Annotated in this window: 12 protein-coding genes; 6 read left to right on the top strand and 6 right to left on the bottom strand. The window is 62.0% G+C overall.

Annotation, left to right across the window (positions count from 1 at the left end):
• Positions 1–97: 97 nt before the first annotated feature.
• The 4 genes from msrB to CRO06_RS11485 are packed head-to-tail and all read right to left on the bottom strand — an operon-like array spanning position 98 to position 3,932.
• On the bottom strand, positions 98–532 hold the full coding sequence (gene msrB / locus CRO06_RS11500; RefSeq protein WP_080531040.1) for a peptide-methionine (R)-S-oxide reductase MsrB: 435 nt from the start codon (positions 530–532) through the stop codon (positions 98–100).
• A 5-nt stretch (positions 533–537) separates the two neighbouring features.
• Positions 538–1,170, bottom strand: a complete 633-nt coding sequence (msrA, locus tag CRO06_RS11495) for a peptide-methionine (S)-S-oxide reductase MsrA (protein WP_022994286.1) — start codon at positions 1,168–1,170, stop codon at positions 538–540.
• A 46-nt stretch (positions 1,171–1,216) separates the two neighbouring features.
• The gene (locus CRO06_RS11490) at positions 1,217–1,867 is read right to left on the bottom strand and encodes a hypothetical protein (protein WP_143247740.1); all 651 of its coding nucleotides are present in this window, start codon (positions 1,865–1,867) and stop codon (positions 1,217–1,219) included.
• 49 nt (positions 1,868–1,916) lie between these two features.
• Positions 1,917–3,932, bottom strand: coding sequence for a neutral/alkaline non-lysosomal ceramidase N-terminal domain-containing protein (locus tag CRO06_RS11485; RefSeq protein WP_097058478.1), 2,016 nt, complete (start codon positions 3,930–3,932; stop codon positions 1,917–1,919).
• A gap of 274 nt (positions 3,933–4,206) precedes the next feature.
• Between CRO06_RS11485 and CRO06_RS11480 the strand changes: the two genes are divergently transcribed.
• The 3 genes from CRO06_RS11480 to CRO06_RS11470 all read left to right on the top strand — a co-directional run bounded on the left by CRO06_RS11480 (position 4,207) and on the right by CRO06_RS11470 (position 9,008).
• The gene (locus tag CRO06_RS11480; protein WP_022994283.1) at positions 4,207–5,292 is read left to right on the top strand and encodes an OmpA family protein; all 1,086 of its coding nucleotides are present in this window, start codon (positions 4,207–4,209) and stop codon (positions 5,290–5,292) included.
• A gap of 19 nt (positions 5,293–5,311) precedes the next feature.
• On the top strand, positions 5,312–6,724 hold the full coding sequence (locus tag CRO06_RS11475) for a thrombospondin type 3 repeat-containing protein (RefSeq protein ID WP_097058477.1): 1,413 nt from the start codon (positions 5,312–5,314) through the stop codon (positions 6,722–6,724).
• 214 nt (positions 6,725–6,938) lie between these two features.
• A complete protein-coding gene (locus CRO06_RS11470) occupies positions 6,939–9,008 on the top strand; it encodes an MltF family protein (protein WP_244902816.1) in 2,070 nt (689 codons plus the stop codon).
• A 202-nt stretch (positions 9,009–9,210) separates the two neighbouring features.
• Here CRO06_RS11470 and CRO06_RS11465 read toward each other — a convergent pair whose 3' ends face one another.
• Positions 9,211–10,119, bottom strand: a complete 909-nt coding sequence (locus CRO06_RS11465; protein ID WP_022994280.1) for an alpha/beta fold hydrolase — start codon at positions 10,117–10,119, stop codon at positions 9,211–9,213.
• A gap of 110 nt (positions 10,120–10,229) precedes the next feature.
• On the opposite strand from CRO06_RS11465, the gene CRO06_RS11460 reads away from it, so the two are divergent.
• The 3 genes from CRO06_RS11460 (at position 10,230) to CRO06_RS11450 (ending at position 17,420) form a co-directional block, all read left to right on the top strand.
• Entirely contained in the window at positions 10,230–12,023 is a 1,794-nt protein-coding gene (locus CRO06_RS11460; RefSeq protein WP_179746574.1) for a M61 family metallopeptidase, read from the top strand.
• 178 nt (positions 12,024–12,201) lie between these two features.
• The gene (gene hrpA / locus CRO06_RS11455) at positions 12,202–16,065 is read left to right on the top strand and encodes an ATP-dependent RNA helicase HrpA (protein WP_097058475.1); all 3,864 of its coding nucleotides are present in this window, start codon (positions 12,202–12,204) and stop codon (positions 16,063–16,065) included.
• 224 nt (positions 16,066–16,289) lie between these two features.
• Positions 16,290–17,420 carry a beta-ketoacyl-ACP synthase III gene (locus CRO06_RS11450; protein WP_022994277.1) on the top strand — a complete coding sequence of 377 codons (1,131 nt, stop codon included), beginning with the start codon at positions 16,290–16,292 and terminating at the stop codon, positions 17,418–17,420.
• A gap of 51 nt (positions 17,421–17,471) precedes the next feature.
• On the opposite strand, the gene CRO06_RS11445 is transcribed toward CRO06_RS11450, so the two are convergent.
• Positions 17,472–18,554, bottom strand: a complete 1,083-nt coding sequence (locus CRO06_RS11445) for an alcohol dehydrogenase (RefSeq protein ID WP_022994276.1) — start codon at positions 18,552–18,554, stop codon at positions 17,472–17,474.
• Positions 18,555–18,644: the final 90 nt, after the last annotated feature.

Below are 18,644 nucleotides of genomic sequence, written 5' to 3'. Positions count from 1 at the left end.
TGTGGGAGCTTGCCTGCAAGCGAAGGGTACTTTGCACTTCGGCAGATTCGCTTGCAGGCAAGCTCCCACAGCGGCTTCGTGGCCCGGTGTTAGCGAATTATACTTCGGTGACTTTGAACACCAATGACGCCGAGTTCAGGCAGTGCCGCTCGCCGGTGGGCGGCGGACCGTCCGGGAACACGTGCCCCAAATGACCATCGCAGCGGGCGCAGCGGATCTCGGTGCGGATCATGCCGTGGCTGTGGTCTTCCAGGCGGCGGATATGGGCGCCGTCCACCGGCTGATAAAAGCTCGGCCAGCCGGTGCCGGAATCGAACTTGGTGGCGGAGTGGAACAGTGGCAGGTCACACAGCTTGCAGTGGTAGACTCCGTCTTCCTTATTGTCCAGCAGGCCGCCGCAGAACGGCGGCTCGGTGCCCTGATTGAGCAGGATGCGCTGTTCTTCCGGGGTGAGGGCGGCGGCTCGTTGCTGTTTTTCCTGGTCGGTCAGCGGTGTCAGATCGTGGCCGCTCGGGGATAGACGCTCACTCATGATGTTCAGTCAGCCTCCGGGGTTTTGAGGGTGTCGGGAAAGGCCGTTCGCAGTTTTTCCACTTTCGGATGCGCCACGTGGGTGATGTACGGCTGGGTGGGGTGACGCCGTGCAAAATCCTGGTGGTAATCCTCCGCCGGATAGAAAGTGTCCAGCGGCTCCAGGGTGGTGACGATAGGCGCGATGAAGGCGCCGGCCTGATTGAGTTGGTGAATGTAAGCGGCGGCGGCCTGCCGTTCCGGCTCGCTTTGATAGAAGATCGCGGAGCGGTATTGCGGGCCGCGGTCGTTGCCCTGCCGGTCCTTTTGCGTGGGGTCGTGGGCCACGGCGAAGAACAGTTTGAGCAATTCGCCGTAGCGGATCACGGCCGGATCGTAGCGGATCTCGATGGCTTCGGCGTGGCCGGTGCGGCCGGTGCAAACCGCTTCGTAGTTGGCGTGTTCGGCGTCGCCGCCGGCGTAGCCGGAGGTGACCGAATGGACTCCCTCCAATTGCAAAAACACCGCCTCCGTACACCAGAAACAGCCGCCAGCGAGGATCGCGCGACCCGGGTCCTGATCCCGTGGCAGGTCCTCGGCGGGGTCGGGGAAGCGTTCCGGGTGCAGGGCCAGACTGGTTCCGGGAATGACTGCGCTCATTGCGGGACTCCTCGTTCGCATCCTCGTGATGGATTGGCTCCAGCACTTATTTGGGGATCAGGCCGCGCTCCGTCAATACCTGATGCAGAGCGCGGCACTGACTGCGCGCGATGGCCTTGCGGTTATTGGCTTCATGGGTCCGTGCCACGCCGGTCCACAGCGGGCGGCCGCTTTTGTCGAAAAACTCCGCTTCATAACTCTGCTGCGCGTCCGGCTCCTTGGGCTTTTCCAGTTTGCCGCCGATACCAATCTGCCAGGTCGGTTCCTGTCGCATATCGCTGTTCATCGGATTGAGGTCCCGGGACTCGGTCATGCGAGGCGGCGACAGCAGCAGGGCGGTCAGGTCGACGATCAGGGCACGATCGTAGGGCTGATCGCGCAGCCAGCGCAGCAAAGCCTGTTTGCCGCCATCTTCATACCACACTGGCCGTACCTGATGGGCCAGATGCACGGACAGCGCATTGCTTTGGAAAATGGGCTGGCACACTTCTTCCCAGACGCGGCGAGTGGCCGGCTCCGGGCTTTGTGCCACCAGCAGCAGGGAGCGCGCCGGCGCGGTGCCTTCGTCATTGCTGTGGCGGGTGGTGATTTCAGTGGTGCTGGCGCAACCGGCCAGCATCAGCGCGGCGGTGGGCGCGGCGATCCAGCGCCGGGCCTGGAAGAGAAAACGTGACAATCGGGACCGAGGGAAACTCACCGAACACTCTCCTATGGGCGCCTACTAAGATAACGTCAGTGTAGCCGCTTCAGAAGATCGGGGACACCAAACGTGGCGCCGCACCGGCGAGAATGTGAAGGGCTCTGTCCCCGGGATGACCGGGTTTTGACGGTGTGTGCCAGCGCACTTCATAGAGCGCGCCGTCCACACCCTGATCTTCCACCAGCAACAGCTGCAGGTCGCCGCTGTCATCGTCCACCAACACCTTGCCGCTGGCTTCGTCCACCACCGCCATCAGTGGCAGGTGCAGTGGTAGCGCCGCCGCCGGCTCACCGCGAAAACGCCAGCGCCAGTAAGGCTCGTGGGTGGCGTCGCCCGTCATATAACGGGCCTCGCCCTGCCATTGCCGGGACCAGGTGCGCTCAGGCGGTGGCTCGGGCCAGTAGCGGTGACTGCGCAGTACGAATGTAGCCTGGCCCGGATGCTGGTTTTGATTGCCTTGCTGGAACAGGTCGTTGCTGAGGCGGGCGCTTTGGGCACTGAGAAAATCCACGGTGTGGGGGCCGTAGAGGGTGTGTCCGCCCTCGTAATATTGAGCACCGTACTCCGCTTCGGTGGTGGCGTAGCCAAAATAGCCATTAGCCAGGCTGCTGATCGCCACGGTCCAGCCCGGATCCGGAAGGGTCGCGCTGACCGCCGCCCGGATCCGGTTGCCACTTTCCAGAGTGATTTCCCAGGGCAGGGCCACCAGCACCAAATCGTTGATCCGCAGCACCTGGAACAGGGCCCGGTGAGGGTAGCGGGCCGGCGCCAGAGCCAGTTGCAGCTTGGACAACATCCATTGCTTCACGCCCTGGCACCCATCGGTGAATACGGTGCGCGGCCACCCTTCCTTCAGGTAGGGCAAATAGGAGATCGGAAACACTTCATCGCCGTTGGCGGCCCCGGCCACGGCGGCGCCGATGATAGGGCGCTGACACAGGCCGTGGCGCTGTTCCTCGTCGAGCTTGAGCAGGTCCAGTTCCCGGCTGGCCACCGCGGTATGCAGGTCGTCCCGCAGCTCATGTCCGAGCTGATGGAACAGGGTGTTGGCCTGTTCCCCCAAGGCGGTGCCGATTCGGCGGGCTTCGCGATCACCGCGCAACCCCGCCGTCCAGGCCGGATTGTTGTCGCCATGGGTGGCCTGGACGGTGCCGTGCACGAAGCGCCAGGGCAACGGCTTCCCGGCGGGTTCGATGCCTTGCGCCAGCCAGTGCCAGACGTCGGCATGGTAGGGGCGGGTAAAGGCGGGGATGGCGGTGCCGTGGATGGAAAACAGGGTCAGGGCGCCGGCCGGATAATAGCGGCCATCATCGGCCATCAGGTCGATACGCAGCTGGCTCATGCGCGGGTTTATCGCCTCCAATGCCCGTTCTTCGGTCCATTGTTGTTCCGGGAGCCGGTGATTGCGGGCCCAGGCCCCCAGGGAGCGGTTGCGGGTCAGCCCCCACACCTCGCTTTGCCCGCTGGCGAAACGGGCCGGCCGGCGCGTGCGATAGGCTTCGATCACCGCCTGGCTGATGCGTTTGGCAAGAAAGTCGAACAGCACCGGATCAAAACCGGGGCTTTGACTGCCAAACACATTGTAAAAGTCACTGCCCAGGTATTGGCCGGGCCCGGAATGGGTATGGGTGACCAGCAGGCTGAGGGCGTGAGCGGGAATGTCGGTGGCGGCGGCGATACGTTCCGCCACCGCGTACTGGAGCGGCAGTGATCCGGCCCCCAAATCCAATTGCACCAGAGCCATCGGGGTCTGACCGGCGCCATGCAGATAAAAGGCCCGTGCTTTCAGGCGGGTGCGGAAGCCGTCGGCGCTACGGGCCCAGGCGGAGTAGCCGAACTTGGGCAGGCCGATGGCGGGGGTAATGTCCACTTCCGCCACGCCGGCCAGATTGCCGTCCTGGACGGTGGAGGGCCGCGGTGCCGGGATATTAAAGCTCAGGGTGGTGGCGGGGTAGAACAAAAAGGGCCAGGCGGTGTGAATCAGCAGGCCAAGGGCGATCAGCAACACCAGCAGCACGAGCCGGGGCAAGGTCAGCAAGCGGCGTGACGGACGAAAGATCATGGCGCGGGGGAGCGGGGAAACCGCCTCGGCGTGATTATCATTTTTCTTGGCACGAAAGTCCCAAAGATACCTGCGACTTACTCCTAAAGCAACACCTCAGCCAGGTAGCGTACATAACGACACAAACCGATACGACTTTGTGATGTTGTGAAATGGGGCAGAGAAATTCTCAACACTATTCCAACCGGTTTTCACCGGATCTCTGTTTTTTTTAAAGCCCACAGTTATTCCAATGATTGCACTGTAACCCGTTGACACCCGAGGGGGAAAGACGATGAAAGCAATCTGGAAGCTGTCCACGCTGGGCATGGCCGTGGCTTTGGCCAGCCATGCCGCCGTGGCTCAGGAACGTGAATACGTAGAACAGGCAAAACCCAACCAGTACATCGGTGGCATGGCGCACTACATCGATGTGGATGAGGATTGGCAGGCTGGTGATCGCGGGGCGGGCGGCACCATTTTCTACGGTCGCAAGCTGCATGATCACGTTTGGTGGGAGTCCGAGGCCGGTGCCTACGGTCTCGAGTCCAATGTCGACAACGGCCAGGACTTCTATCAATACCCGGTAACCACCGGTCTGGCCTTCACCCTGGGTGACCGCACTGGTTTCACCCCTTATCTGGTGATGGCCGTTGGTGGTATCTACAACGACGTCTACATCGACGATGACGATGGCTGGGACTTCCACGCCAACGCCGGTCTGGGCGCGGTGACCGGGCCGCTGTTCAACAACGGCCTGAAGGTCCGCGCCGAAGCCCGTTATCTGTACAACGATTTCGACGGCACCGGTGACTCCGCTGGCGACGGCGGCTTCGGTGATTACCGCTATTCCGTGGGTCTGGAAGTGCCGATGGGTTACACCAAGGTGGTGGAAAAAACCCGGGTGGAAACCAAGCAGGTAGCAGTGCAACAGCCGGTGATCGATTCCGATGGCGACGGCGTGCCGGATAACCTGGATCAGTGTCCGGATACCATGCCGGGTGCCAAGGTGGATGGCAAAGGCTGTCTGCTGGTTAACCAGACCGTTACCTTCAACAACATCAACTTCGAGTTCGATTCCGCTGAACTCACCGCTTCCTCCCGTCCGCTGGTGTCACGCATTGCCCGCTCGCTGACCGCGGAAAACAACAATATCCGCGTGGAAGTGGCCGGCCATACCGACAGCGTTGGTTCCGCCCAGTACAACGAAGGCCTGTCCCAGCGCCGTGCCGATTCGGTACGCAACTATCTGGTTCGCGAAGGCGTGGATAGCAGCCGTGTCACGGCCCGCGGTTACGGCGAAAGCCAGCCCATTGCTGATAACGACTCCGCGTCCGGTCGCGCTATGAACCGCCGCGTTGAATTCCATGTGACTGAGTAGTAAGAGGAGGGATCTCGAGATGTCACGTTTAAAAACGATCAGCCTGCTGCTGCTGGTGGCCGTGCTCGGCCTCGGCGGCCTGTACGGCTGTAAAGCCAGTGGTGGTAGCAGTGGCGGTGGAGGTGACCCCACCCCCAACGTCCAGGACGACGATAACGACGGTATCCCCAATAATGAGGATAACTGTCCGCAAATGCCCAACAATGATCAGCGTGATGAGGACGGCGATGGCATCGGTGACGTCTGTGATGACGATATCGATGGTGACGAAGTGGACAACGATGACGACAACTGTCCCTGGGTGCCGAACCAAAATCAGTTGGACTCCGACGATGACGGTATCGGCGATGCCTGCGATGCCAACAACGATGACGACGGTGACGGCTTCGACGACGGCGAGGATAACTGCCCGAATACGCCCAACCCGACCCAGTCGGACATCGATAACGATGGCATTGGCGACGCTTGTGATGACGACATCGACGGTGACGGCATTCCCAATGGGGAAGACAACTGCCCCTACGTGGCCAACCACGATCAGCTGGACACCGATGGTGACGGCGTAGGCGATGCCTGCACCGGTGACAAGGACGGTGACGATGTGCCCGACGAGCAGGACAACTGCCCGATCGTGCCCAACACCGACCAGGCGGATCTTGACCAGGACGGTATCGGCGATGTCTGTGATGACGACCGCGACGGTGACGGCGTGGAAAACGGTCATGACGACTGCCCGGACGTAGCCGGTCCCGCCAGCAACAACGGCTGCCCGGTGGATGATCCCACCGACACCGATGGTGACGGCATCCCCGATGACCAGGACAACTGTCCCACCATTCCCAACGCGGATCAGGCCGACAGTGACGGTGATGGCATCGGCGACGTGTGTGACGACGCTGGGTTCACCTGTAATGATGTCAGTAACTATCAGCCGCTGCTGGCCAGCGACGGGTTCCTGGCGGACGGTTCCGCCGTGGGCATTTGCATCAGCTGCGGTATCTCTGACGCGGGCAATATGATCGATGGTCAGGACAACTCCTTCGCCACTTTGAATGTGACGGCGGCTTTGATTTACGGTGGTGCTGATGCATTGGTTTACGATGGTCCGGTCATCTCCGGGGTCAACCGTGCCGGCTTCGTGGTTTCCAAACCTAACTCACCGCTGCTTAACCTGAGTCTGTTGGGTAACTTCGTCACCTTGACGTTCTTCAATAACGATACGGAAGTGGCGGAAACCACCGCGGGTGGCGGTCTGCTGGGTCTGGAACTGTTGGGCTTTGGTACCGGTGACGGCAGCCAGCGCTTCCTGTCCACCCAACTGGACCCGTCGCTGGAGTTCAACCGGGTTCGACTGCGCTATGCGGGTTTGCTCAATGTGAATGACTCCCTGAGGATTCACCGTGTTTGCGCCGGTACTGATCCGGCTCTCTGATCCATAACTTTCTCCTTTCAGGCGAACTGATGGGGCGCGAAAGCGCCCCTTTTTTTTGCCGTTCCTGGCTGGCGTCCGCCTTTCCGAAAAAAGACGTAAAATGCCAACTTGTTTCCGGACCACGGTGTGATCCGGATCCTGGTATCGGCGATACTTGCTCACTTAACAATGACGTGATGTTTCCGGGTGACGGTAACGGTGGTGGGAGAGCGGGATGCACCGAGCAGGGCGCGTATGGTTCTGTCTATGGCTTTGTTTGCTGGGGCTCGCGGCGTGTTCTGATCCCACCGATGGTCCCTTTCGTAATTACACCGAAACCGGTGATTTGGCGGATATTCGCGAGCACGGCGTATTGCGGCTGTTGGCACCACGCTTCGATGCCGAGGAGGAATTCGTCTGGGAGGGCGTGCCCACCAGCGAATACCGTCGTGAAGCGGAAGCCCTGGCCGAATCATTGGGATTGCAGCCACGCTGGGTGTACGCGGATGATTTCGCCGAGTTATCGGTGATGCTCAATGCCGGCCAGGCGGACCTTATCGTTACCCATTACAGCCGTACCGACCGGCGTCGCGAGCGGCTGTCGTTCTGCACGCCGCTGGCCGTGGTGCGGGAAATACTGGTACTGCCGACGGATCGGGTCGGCACGGCACTAGCGGACCTGGGACCGCTCACCATCGCCGCGCCGCGCGGCACCGCCTACCTGGAAACCGCCCGGAATCTCGCTCGCCGCCATGACAATGTTGAAGTGGACCGGGTCAGCGGAGAGTTGTCCGAGGACGAGCTGCTGCGCGGCATAATGCACGGTCAGTATGACGCGGTGATCATGGATGAGCCGTTATTCAAGGCCTTGTCCATTGATTATCCGGAGCTGCGCGCCGGCCCGGTGGTGCAGCCACGGCGGGCGATTGCCTGGGCGGTCCGCAAAAGCAGCCCGGACCTGCGTGAAGCGGTGAACCGTTACATCGTCGCGCATCGTATCAAGGCGTCACAACAGGACCATGAGAGCCGTGACTGGCCCGCCATCCTCAATAGCGGCGTGCTGCGGGTGATCACCTCTAACAACCCGGCCAGCTACTTCATGTGGCGGGGCGAACTGATGGGATTCGACTACGATCTGATCCGCGACTTCGCCCAGCGTTATGACCTGCGCCTGAGCATGATCGTGCGTGACAGCCCGGCAGGGATGCTGGCGGCTCTGGAAAACGGGGAGGGGGATGTGATCGCCGCGTCCATGAGTGTGACGCCGGCGCGGCGCGGAAAGGGATGGCATTACTCCGAGCCTTATCTGGAGGTGCGGGAGCAAATCGTCGGGCCGGCCTCGGCGTCGCCCTTCGAGGATCTGTCGGAGCTTGCCGGGCGAAAGGTGACAGTGGCGGCCGGAAGCGCCTTCGTGGAAACGCTGCGCGCGTTACAGAACGACGGCATCGGCGTGGAAATCGAGGTGCGCCAGAACGTATCCAGCGAAATCTTAATGGACCGGGTGGCCAAAGGGGAGCTGGATCTGACCATGGCCGACAGTCACCTGGTGGCGATGGAACAGGGTTACCGGGATGACCTGAAAGTGCTGTGGACCCTGCGACAACCCCGGCAGATCGCCTGGGGGGTGCGGGAGAATCAGCCGCAACTGCGCCATCAACTGAATGACTACATTAAACGGGTGCGCGACGGGCAGTTGTATCGTGCCACTTTTGATCGCTATTTCCTGGCTGAGCCCGCACGCGCTTCCCACTCCGCGGAAAGGGTGGAGCCGGGCAAGCCGATCTCGCCCTACGATGACCTGGTGCGCGAGCATGCGCTCAAGCACGGTTTCGACTGGCTGATGATCACCGCCCAGATGTATCAGGAAAGCCATTTTGATCCGCTAACGCGGTCGTTTTCCGGCGCCGAAGGGCTGATGCAGGTGATGCCGCTGACCGCCCGCCAACTGGGCTACCAGAACCTGACCGACCCGGCCGAGGGCATTGGCGCTGGCGTCGCTTACCTGGACTGGCTGGAGGGGCGTTTCCCGGCTCGTCTGGATCTGGCGGAAAAAACCTACTTCGGACTGGCCGCCTACAACGCCGGGTTCGGCCATGTGGAAGACGCGCGCCGTTTGGCCCAGCGGCTTGGCAAGGATCCCGATCGCTGGTTTGGCAATGTGGAGGAGGCCATGGCGCTGCTGTCCCACCCTCGCTACGCCCGTCAGGCCCGCTACGGCTATGTGCGGGGCCAGGAAACCGTGCAATACGTGCGCGATATCCGCGCCCGCTACCTGGGGTATTTGAGCGCAACAGAAAAGCAGTGAATAGTGAACAGTTAATAGTTAATAGCGAAAAGATAGAAATGCGTATCCGCAAATATCATTTGCGTACCAGCAACTTTGCATCGCGACCATGGACTTGCTTCTTTAAGAGCAAAGACGCCATTCCCATGGTTTGAACGCGGTCTCTTTGATTTCAGATCGCATCGGCGTATGCCGCGAGCTATTAACTATTCACTGTTCACTATTACAGGTTGGCCAGCCACTGCAGCAGCGTCTGCCGCACTTCCGGGGCGCAGTAGTCGTTGAGGATTTCGTGGCGGCCGGAAGGGCAGTCGAGCCGTTCCAGGTGCTGGTGGCGGCGTTTCAGGATATGTTCCAGGCGGTCCATGCCTTTTCCTTTATTGCTCATCGGGTCCTGACGGCCGCCCAGCAGCAGTATTGGCAGCAGGGAGGGCAGGCGCGCCAGTTGCTCGCCGGACTGGATTTGCGCCAGCGCCGAGATCAGCGCCAGCCAGGTGCTGGTGGTGCATTCGAAGCCGCAGGCGGGATCAGCGATGTAGGCGTCCACCTGATCCTGGTCGGTGCTGAGCCAATCGAACTCGGTGCGGGCATCGGCGATGCTGGCGGCCCAGGTCTGGAAGGTCATCTTGTGCACCAGGGGACTGTGGCCACGAGCGCCATGGCGGCGGCGCTGCCAGCCCATCAATAGCGTCATGGCACGGTAAAACCACGGGGAATGGCTGTCACTGCCGCACAACACCAGGCCGCCCAGTTGCTCCGCGGCCTGTTCGGCGGCGGCCAGGGCCAGGAATGAGCCCATGCTGTGCCCGCCCAGCACCAGCGGCCCCCGGTCCGGCTTCACGTGTTCCAGCACCTGCAGAATATCACCGATGACCTTGTCCCAACCGTCCTCATCGGCGAAGTGTCCCCGAGGCGCGTTGTCGTCGATGCTGGTGCCGTGACCGCGATGGTCCGGGCAATACAGGTTCCAACCGTGTTCACTCAGGGTTTCCCCCAGGGCGCCGTAGCGGCCGCCATGTTCCGCCATGCCGTGCAGCCAGACCAGTGTGCCGGCGGCATCCTGCGCCGGCCAGTGATGGACCCCGATGACATGATTGTCGATGGCGGTGATGGACAACAGTTGTTTGGACATGGTGACCCCCTGTAAGTGGCACGAACATGCGGCATCCCTTTGGTTTCGTCAAGACGGGCCTGTATCATGAGGTTTTCCCGCCGTCCTTGTTTCGCTATTCGGGAGCAACCTTGATTCGCTATCAGATTTGCCCGGTCCATCCGCAGGCCCATATTTTTGAAATCACCCTGACCGTGGACCGGCCGACGCCGGAAGGCCAGGCCCTGACCATGCCGTCGTGGATTCCCGGCAGCTATATGATCCGGGATTTCGCCCGGCATGTGGTGTCGCTGGACGCCCGGGCCGGCGACCGGCCGCTGGCGGTGGCCAAGATCGACAAGCAGACCTGGCAATTGCCGCCGGTGGACGGTCCGGTGACCGTGACGTACCGGGTTTATGCGTGGGATTTATCGGTGCGCGGCGCCCATCTGGATACCACCCATGGCTACTTCAATGGCCCCTGTGTGTTCCTGGCGGCCATGGGCCACGAGGATCAGCCTTGCGAGGTGACCATCGTGGCGCCAGCGGGAGCGGAGTTCGCCACCTGGCGCCTGGCCACGGGCATGCCGCGGCTGTCCGGCGCGGAGCTGGATTTTGGTGTGTTCCAGGCGGACAACTATGACGCGCTGATTGACTATCCTGTGGAGATGGGACACTTTGAGCACGCCCGCTTCGAGGCCTGTGGCGTGCCCCACGATGTAGTGCTCACCGGCCGTTTCCGTGTTGACCTGGAGCGTCTGTGCCGGGACCTGAAGCCGATCTGCGAGCATCATATCAAGCTGTTCGGTGAACCGGCGCCGGTGGACCGGTATCTGTTCATGACTATGGTGACCGACGGTTATGGCGGTCTTGAGCATCGCAACTCCACCAGCCTGATGAGTCCGCGCGGTGATTTGCCATTGCCCACCGACGGGCCCCGGCAGGTGCGTGACGGTTACCGCGGCTATCTGGGACTGTGCAGCCACGAATACTTCCACACCTGGAACATCAAGCGGATCAAACCGGAGGCGTTCACGCCTTTTGATCTGAGCCAGGAGGTGCATACCGAACTGCTGTGGGCGTTCGAGGGTATCACCAGTTACTACGATGATCTGGCTCTGGCGCGCACCGGTCTGATTTCGCCGGAGAGCTATCTGGAGCTGGTCGGCCAGACCCTGACCCGGGTGCAGCGCGGCCAGGGGCGGCTCAAGCAGACCGTGACCGAGTCCAGTTTCGATGCCTGGACACGCTTCTATAAGCAGGACGAGAACGCGCCCAATGCCATCGTCAGCTATTACGCCAAGGGCTCCTTGGTGGCTCTGGCGCTGGACCTGACCCTGCGTGAACGCAGTAACGAGCAGGTGACGCTGGATCATCTGATGCGTGCGTTGTGGCAACGCTACGGCGAGGGCAGCGGCGGCGTGCCCGAGCAGGGCATTCAGGCCCTGGCCGAGGAACTGTTGGGCGAGAGCCTGGATGAGTTCTTCCAACTGGCGCTGTACAGCACCGAGGACCTGCCTCTGGCGCCGTTGTTGGCGGCGCGCGGGGTGGTGTTGCATTGGCGGCCCGCCGGTGGCCATGGTGACAACGGTGGTAAGCCGGCCAAAGGCCCGGCGCCGGTGCATCTTGGCCTGCGTGCCGCCGCCGACCCGCTCGGCGCGCGGGTGCAGATGGTGTACGAGCAAGGCGCGGCGATGGCCGCGGGGCTTTCCGCCGGCGACGTGATCATCGCCGTGGACGGCATCAAAACCGACGCCGCCGGCCTGGACGGCCGTTTGCAGGGTTATCAGGAAGGCGAGGTGGTGGAGGTTCACGTGTTCCGCCGCGACGAGCTGCTGCGTTTTCGTGTCACCCTGGCGCCATCGGAAGCCTCCACCGCTTACCTGACCCTGGCCCAGGGCGGGCTCACCGACAAGGGGCGGGCGTGGCTGCTGGGACAGCAGTGAAGGGTTAATAGTGAACAGTGAAAAGAAATCACGCTCCGTAGGCCATTGACCTATTCAGAGCTAGCTACAAGGCCGCTGTGGGAGCTTGCCTTGCAAGCGAATGGGCCCTCGACCGTGAGACACCGGCGGTCCTTTTCATACCGAAAAGGACCGCGATCTCTCTCCGAATTCATGAATTATGACTGACCTTTCCCTGAAGGATTTACAGCGTCGTCTTGAGGAAGCGCGCGGTGCCGATCGCGGCCGTTTGCGCAAGCGCCTGGAAGGCTTGCGCCGCCGTCCCAATGACGCGGCGCGGGCCAAGGTGGCGGCGGCGATCGAGACCTCGGTGGCGGAGCGTCAACGGCGTGCCTCGTTGGTGTCCGAGTTGCGCTGGCCGGACCTGCCGGTGGTGCATCACCGTGAGGAACTGGCCGAGGCGATTCAGGATCATCAGGTGGTGGTGGTGGCCGGCGAAACCGGTTCCGGCAAGACCACCCAACTGCCGAAAATCTGTCTGCAACTGGGGCGGGGCGTGGACGGCTACATCGGCCACACTCAACCCCGTCGTCTGGCGGCCCGGTCCGTGGCCGCGCGTCTGGCCGAGGAACTCGATACCCGGGTGGGCGGGCTGGTCGGCTACAAGGTCCGGTTCGCCGAACAGGTTGGCGCGGACAGTCTGATCAAACTGATGACCGACGGCATGCTGCTCAGTGAGATTCAGCATGACCGGCAACTGCGCCAGTACGACACGCTGATCATCGATGAGGCCCATGAACGCAGCCTCAATATCGATTTCCTGCTCGGCTATCTGAAGCAACTGCTGCCGCGCCGCCCGGATCTGAAGGTGATCATCACCTCGGCCACCATCGACCATCGCCGTTTCGCCGATCATTTTAACGGCGCGCCGGTGTTCGAGGTGTCCGGGCGCACCTATCCGGTGGATATTCGATACTGCCCGCCGGAAGGGGAACGGGAACTGGGCTGGCAGGTGGAAGAAGTGTTGCGGCGGATCGACAGCGAGGAGCGTCGGGATGGCCGCCCGGTGGCTCGCGACGTGCTGGTGTTTCTCAGCGGCGAACGGGAAATCCGCGATGTACACCATCATCTCAAGCGTTGCGATTTCCGTGACACTGAGTTGCTGCCGCTATACGCCCGGTTGAGCGCCGCCGAGCAGCAACGGGTATTTTCTCCGCACCGTGGCCGCCGTATCGTGCTGAGCACCAATGTGGCGGAAACCTCGCTGACGGTGCCGGGCATCCGTTACGTGATTGACGCCGGGACCGCACGCATCAGCCGTTACAGCGTTCACTCCAAGGTTCAGCGTCTGCCGGTGGAACCGGTATCCCAGGCCAGCGCCGACCAGCGCTCCGGCCGCAGCGGCCGCATCATGCCGGGGATTGCTTACCGCTTGTACAGCGAGGACGATTTCATCAATCGCCCGGCGTTCACCGACCCGGAAATCCAGCGCACCAACCTGGCGGCGGTGATCTTGCAGATGGCGGATCTGGGGCTGGGCCGGGTGGAGGACTTCCCGTTCATGGAGCCGCCGGACGGCCGCTTCATCCGCGACGGTTATCGCCTGCTGGAAGAGCTGGGCGCGCTGGATAGCGAGCGCCGGCCCACCTCTCTGGGCAAGCAGCTGGCCCGTTTCCCGCTGGATCCGACCCTGGCGCGCATGCTGGTAGCGGCAGCGGAGAAAAAGGCGCTGCGCGAGGTGCTGCCGATCGTCGCCGCGCTGGCAGTGCAGGATCCGCGTGAGCGTCCACGCGAAAAACAACAACAGGCGGATCAGGCTCACCAGCCGTTCCAGGATAAGGAATCGGATTTCCTCTGGTTCTGGAACCTCTGGCAGTGGGCGGAACAGCAGCGCGAGGAACTCAGTCGCGGCCAGTTCGAGAAACTGCTCAAGAAGACTTTTCTGGCGCCGTCACGGATGCGCGAATGGCGGGACACGCATCGTCAATTGCTGCTGCTGGCGAAACAGGAGGGTTGGACACTCAATGACAGCCCGGCGGAATACGAAGCGATCCACCGCTCTTTACTCGCCGGCTTGCTCGGTAACGTGATGATGCGAGGCGAGGAGGGCGAGTGGCTCTCCACCCGTAACCGTAAGCCGCTGGTCTGGCCCGGTTCGGCGCTGAGCAAAGCCGCCGGCAAGAAGAACGGAGCGCGCTGGCTGATGGCGGCGGAGCAGGTGGAAACCAGCCGCCTGTTCGCCCGTTGCGTGGCCAGGGTGGAACCGGGCTGGATCGAGGCGGAAGCCGGCCATCTGGTGAAACGGCAGTATTATGAGCCGCACTGGTCAAAACGGCGCGGCTGCGTGATGGCACGGGAGCAGGTCAATCTGTTCGGGCTGATTTTGGCCTCCGGGCGCCGGGTGCACTACGGGCCGATGGAACCGGAGCTGGCGCGGGAATTGATGATTCGCGAAGGGCTGGTGGCGGGGCAGTTCAGCCGTGAGCCGGCCTTCGTCAAGACCAACCGGGAGCGGTTGGAAGCGCTGGAGGAGATGGAGCACAAACTGCGCCGCCGTGACATTCTCGCCGATGAGCAGACGCGCTTCGAGTTCTATGACCGCCGGTTGCCGGATTCGCTTTATACCCTCACTCACCTGGAAACCTGGTACCGCAAGCACGCTTCAGAGGCGGAACGTCAGGCTCTGATCATGGACGACGATGTGCTGCTCTCCCGCACGCCGCAATGGCAGCGCGACGCTTTCCCTGATGAGTTGGTGGTGGAAGCCATGCACCTGCCGCTGGAGTACAGCTTCGACCCCACCGGGCAGCGCGATGGCGTCACGCTGGTGGTGCCACTGGCGGCATTGAACCAGATCCCGGAAGAGCGGCTGGCGTGGCTGGTACCCGGGCTGCTGCGGGATAAGCTGGAGGCGCTGCTGCGCGGCCTGCCCAAGGCGCGCCGCCGGCATTTCGTGCCGGTGCCGGATTACGTCGATGCGTTGATGGAGGCGTTGACGCCGGATCAGCCCCTGCTGCCGGCGATGACGCGGGAATTGCAACGTATGACCGGTGTGCGGGTGGAGCAGGAAGAATGGCGCGAGGATCAGCTGCCGGATTATTTGCGCATGAATTTGCGTGTGATGGACGGCGATCAAGTGGTGGTGGAAGGCCGTGATCCGGCGGATCTGCGCCAGCGCCTGCAGGGGCGGACACCGGCGCACAGCGAAGCGATTGAAGAGGAAACGCCCCAGGAAAGCCGGGAGTGGGATTTCGGCGAGGTGCCGCGGTGCAGCGAGCAGCAGCGCGGCGGTATTGTGCTGCGCCGTTACCCGGGACTGCGGGATCTGGAAGACCGGGTCCGACTGGACCATTTCGATGACGCTGACGAGGCCGCCTGGCGCCATGGTTATGGCTGTGCACGCCTGGCCCTGCTGCGTCTGCCGGATCAGATCAAGTCTCTGAAACGGCAGGCTGGCGCGGCGATTGGCTGGCAAAAACTGAAAAGTGAAAAAAGTGCCATGGCGCGGCAGGCGCTGGAACACGTATTGTTGCGGACCGCCGCGGACCATTTTCACTTTCATGCCGAGCCGGTCCGCGATCAGAGCGCGTTTCGTCATCGCCTGGACTCCGGTCGCGGCGACTTCGTCCCGGCGGCGGAACGCGCTGTTCGCCATTGGGGCGAGGTGTTCGCCTGCTATCGTGGCATCATGACGCGGCTGGAAAAGGGCTTTCCATTGGCCTGGGCCCATGCCCACCGGGATTTGAAGACGCAGCTTTCGGCTCTGTTCGAAACGGATTTTCTGTTGTCCGTGCCCGCTGAGTGGCTGTCGGAGTACCCTCGCTATCTGAGCGCCATCGAGCAACGTTTGGACAAGATGGGCGGGCAGTTGGGGCGTGACCGGGCGCAGGTGGCGGAACTGGAGGCATTCTGGGAAAAGTTCAGCCGCCGGGCCGGGGAAACGCCGCACTGGCGCCTGCCTGAGCCTCTGGCGCTGTTTCGCTGGATGCTGGAGGAATATCGGGTCAGCCTGTTCGCGCAGCCGCTGGGGACCCGTATGCCAGTGTCGGCCAAGCGTTTGAACCGGCAGTGGGAAGCCTGCTGAATGGGCCCCCTGAAGCCCATTCGCTTGCAAGCAAGCTTCCCACAGCGGCTGCGTAGCGCAATTTGTGGGAAGCGGCCTTGGCCGCGAATAGTCCGAAGTTCCCGGATGGGAGAGTAATCAACCCGCTTTCGAAACATCGGTTTTGCGCCCACGGGGCTGAATCCGGATAATGACATCATTTACTGTCGCGGCGCCCGGTGCGCCTTTGCAGAGAGGACAGGTTAGTGACCCAATCCGTAGTGATCAGCGGAACCGGGCTGTGGACCCCGCAGCAGTCCATTAGTAACGACGAGTTGGTGGCGTCGTTCAACCAATACGTGCAGCTCTATAACGAGAGCAACGCCGCCGCCATCGAGGCCGGTGAACTGGAGGCTCTGAGCCCTTCGAGTACCGGTTTCATCGAGAAAGCCTCCGGCATCAAACAGCGTTATGTGCTGGACAAGGAAGGCGTGCTGGATCCCGAAAGGCTGTGTCCGAACATTCCCGAGCGGTCCGATGACGAGTTGTCGGTGCAGGCGGAGATCGCCGTCAACGCCGCCCGGCAGGCACTGGAAAACGCCAACTTGACAGCCGACGATCTGGATGCCGTGCTGGTGGCCTGTTCCAATATGCAGCGTGCCTATCCGGCCATGGCGGTGGAAGTGCAGCAGGCATTGGGCATGGAACATGGCTGGGGCTATGACATGAACGTGGCCTGTTCCAGCGCCACCTTCGGTATCCAGGCGGCGGTGGACGCGGTGCGCAATGGCTCCGCCCGGCGCGTGCTGATGGTCAATCCGGAGATTTGTTCCGGTCACCTGGCCTGGCAGGATCGCGACTGTCATTTCATCTTTGGTGATGTGGCCACCGCGGTGATCGTGGAGCGGGCCGAGGACGCCACCAGCGACAACCGCTGGGAGATTCTCGGCACCCGCCTGCAAACCAAATTCTCCAATAACATCCGCAACAACTTTGGTTTCCTGAATCGGGCCGACCCGTCCGGCATCGGCGCCCGCGACAAACTGTTCCGCCAGGAAGGCCGCAAGGTATTCAAGGAAGTCTGCCCCATGGTGGCCGAGCAGATCAGCGGTCATTTGAACGATCTGGATCTGCCGGTGGAAGAGCTGCGCAGGATGTGGCTGCACCAGGCCAATTTGAGCATGAACCAGTTCATCGCCCGCCGGGTGCTGGGGCGTGATCCCAGCGAAGAGGAAGCGCCGGTGATCCTGGACGAGTACGCCAACACCAGTTCCGCCGGCTCCATCATTGCTTTCCACAAATATAATGCCGACCTGCCGGTGGACAGCAAAGGGGTGATTTGCTCCTTTGGCGCCGGTTATTCCATTGGCAGCGTGGTGGTCAAACGGGTGAAGTAAATGGCGAGGCGGCTTGCCCCTCTCCCTGAAGGGGGAGAGGGGCAAGCCGAGTCAGTTGCCCGCGTCCAGAATCACCCGGCCCGCCACCTGGCCTTTTTCCAGATCTTCCACGGCTTGAGCGGCGCTCTCCAACGGGCGATGCTCGATGTGGATGGGCGGCAGGTTCTTCTCCTTGGCGAAAGCCACCAGGTCCTCCAATTCCTTCAGCGTACCCACATAAGAGCCGATGATGCTCACTGCTTTATTGGTGATGATCGGCAGCGGATAACGCAATTCGCCGCCGTGCAAACCCACCGGTACGTATTTGCCACCCTTGCCCAGCAGGCTCAACGCTAATTGGGCGGTCTGCTCATTGCCGACGAAGTCCAGGGCCGCCTGCACCGTGCCCGGGCAGGTTTCCGCCACCACCCGATTCAGTTTCGGTGTGTTCGGGTCGAAGCTGTGGCGGGCGCCACTTTCATGCGCCAGCTTGCGTTTCTCCTCGGACAGATCGATACCGATCACATTGCCGATGCCCATGGCCTGGAGGATGCGCAGAGCCATCTGGCCAAGGCCGCCGCAGCCGATCACCACGATCCACTGGTCATCCGCCAGCGGCAGCACTTTGTTGATGGCGGAGAAGGTGGTCAGCCCGGAGCAGGCCAGGGTGGCGGCGTCGCCGGGGTTGAGGCCGCTGATGTCGAGAAGATAGCGGGAATGGGGCACGACGATGTGATCGGCGTAGCCGCCGGGTTTGTTCACGCCCAGGTGAGCCGGGGTGACACACAGGTTTTCCTCGCCTTTCTGGCAGGCACCGCATTTGCCGCAGCCGATCCATGGGTAGATCAGACGTTGGTCGCCGGGTTTGACGCCGGTGACCTGGTCGCCCACCGCCACCACGGTGCCGATCACCTCGTGGCCCAGAGTAAGCGGTAGCGGCATGGCGAAGTTGAGGCGTTTGTCGCCGCCCAATTCGAAATAGCCATCGTGAAGGTGAACGTCACTATGGCAGACGCCACAGTAGTTGACCTTGAGCAACACTTCGTCGCTGGCGGGGGCGGGGAGTTGGTAGGTTTGCGGTGCGATCGGACCGCCGAACTCCTGGAATTCGAAGCGGCGACTGTCCGATACACCGTTTTGTTGTTCTGCAGTCATGGCAGGCGTCCTTGTAGGTAACGTCATTGCGGGCCGGTCATGCGGGTTGGCCGCACCGACAGGGTGTTTGTATGCTGTATATCGTATAAA

The sequence above is a fragment of the Alloalcanivorax xenomutans genome (assembly GCF_900217905.1).
Taxonomy (GTDB): Bacteria; Pseudomonadota; Gammaproteobacteria; order Pseudomonadales; family Alcanivoracaceae; genus Alloalcanivorax; species Alloalcanivorax xenomutans.
Note: the sequence above shows the minus strand (reverse complement) of the source record. Positions and strands in the feature narration are given on the sequence as shown.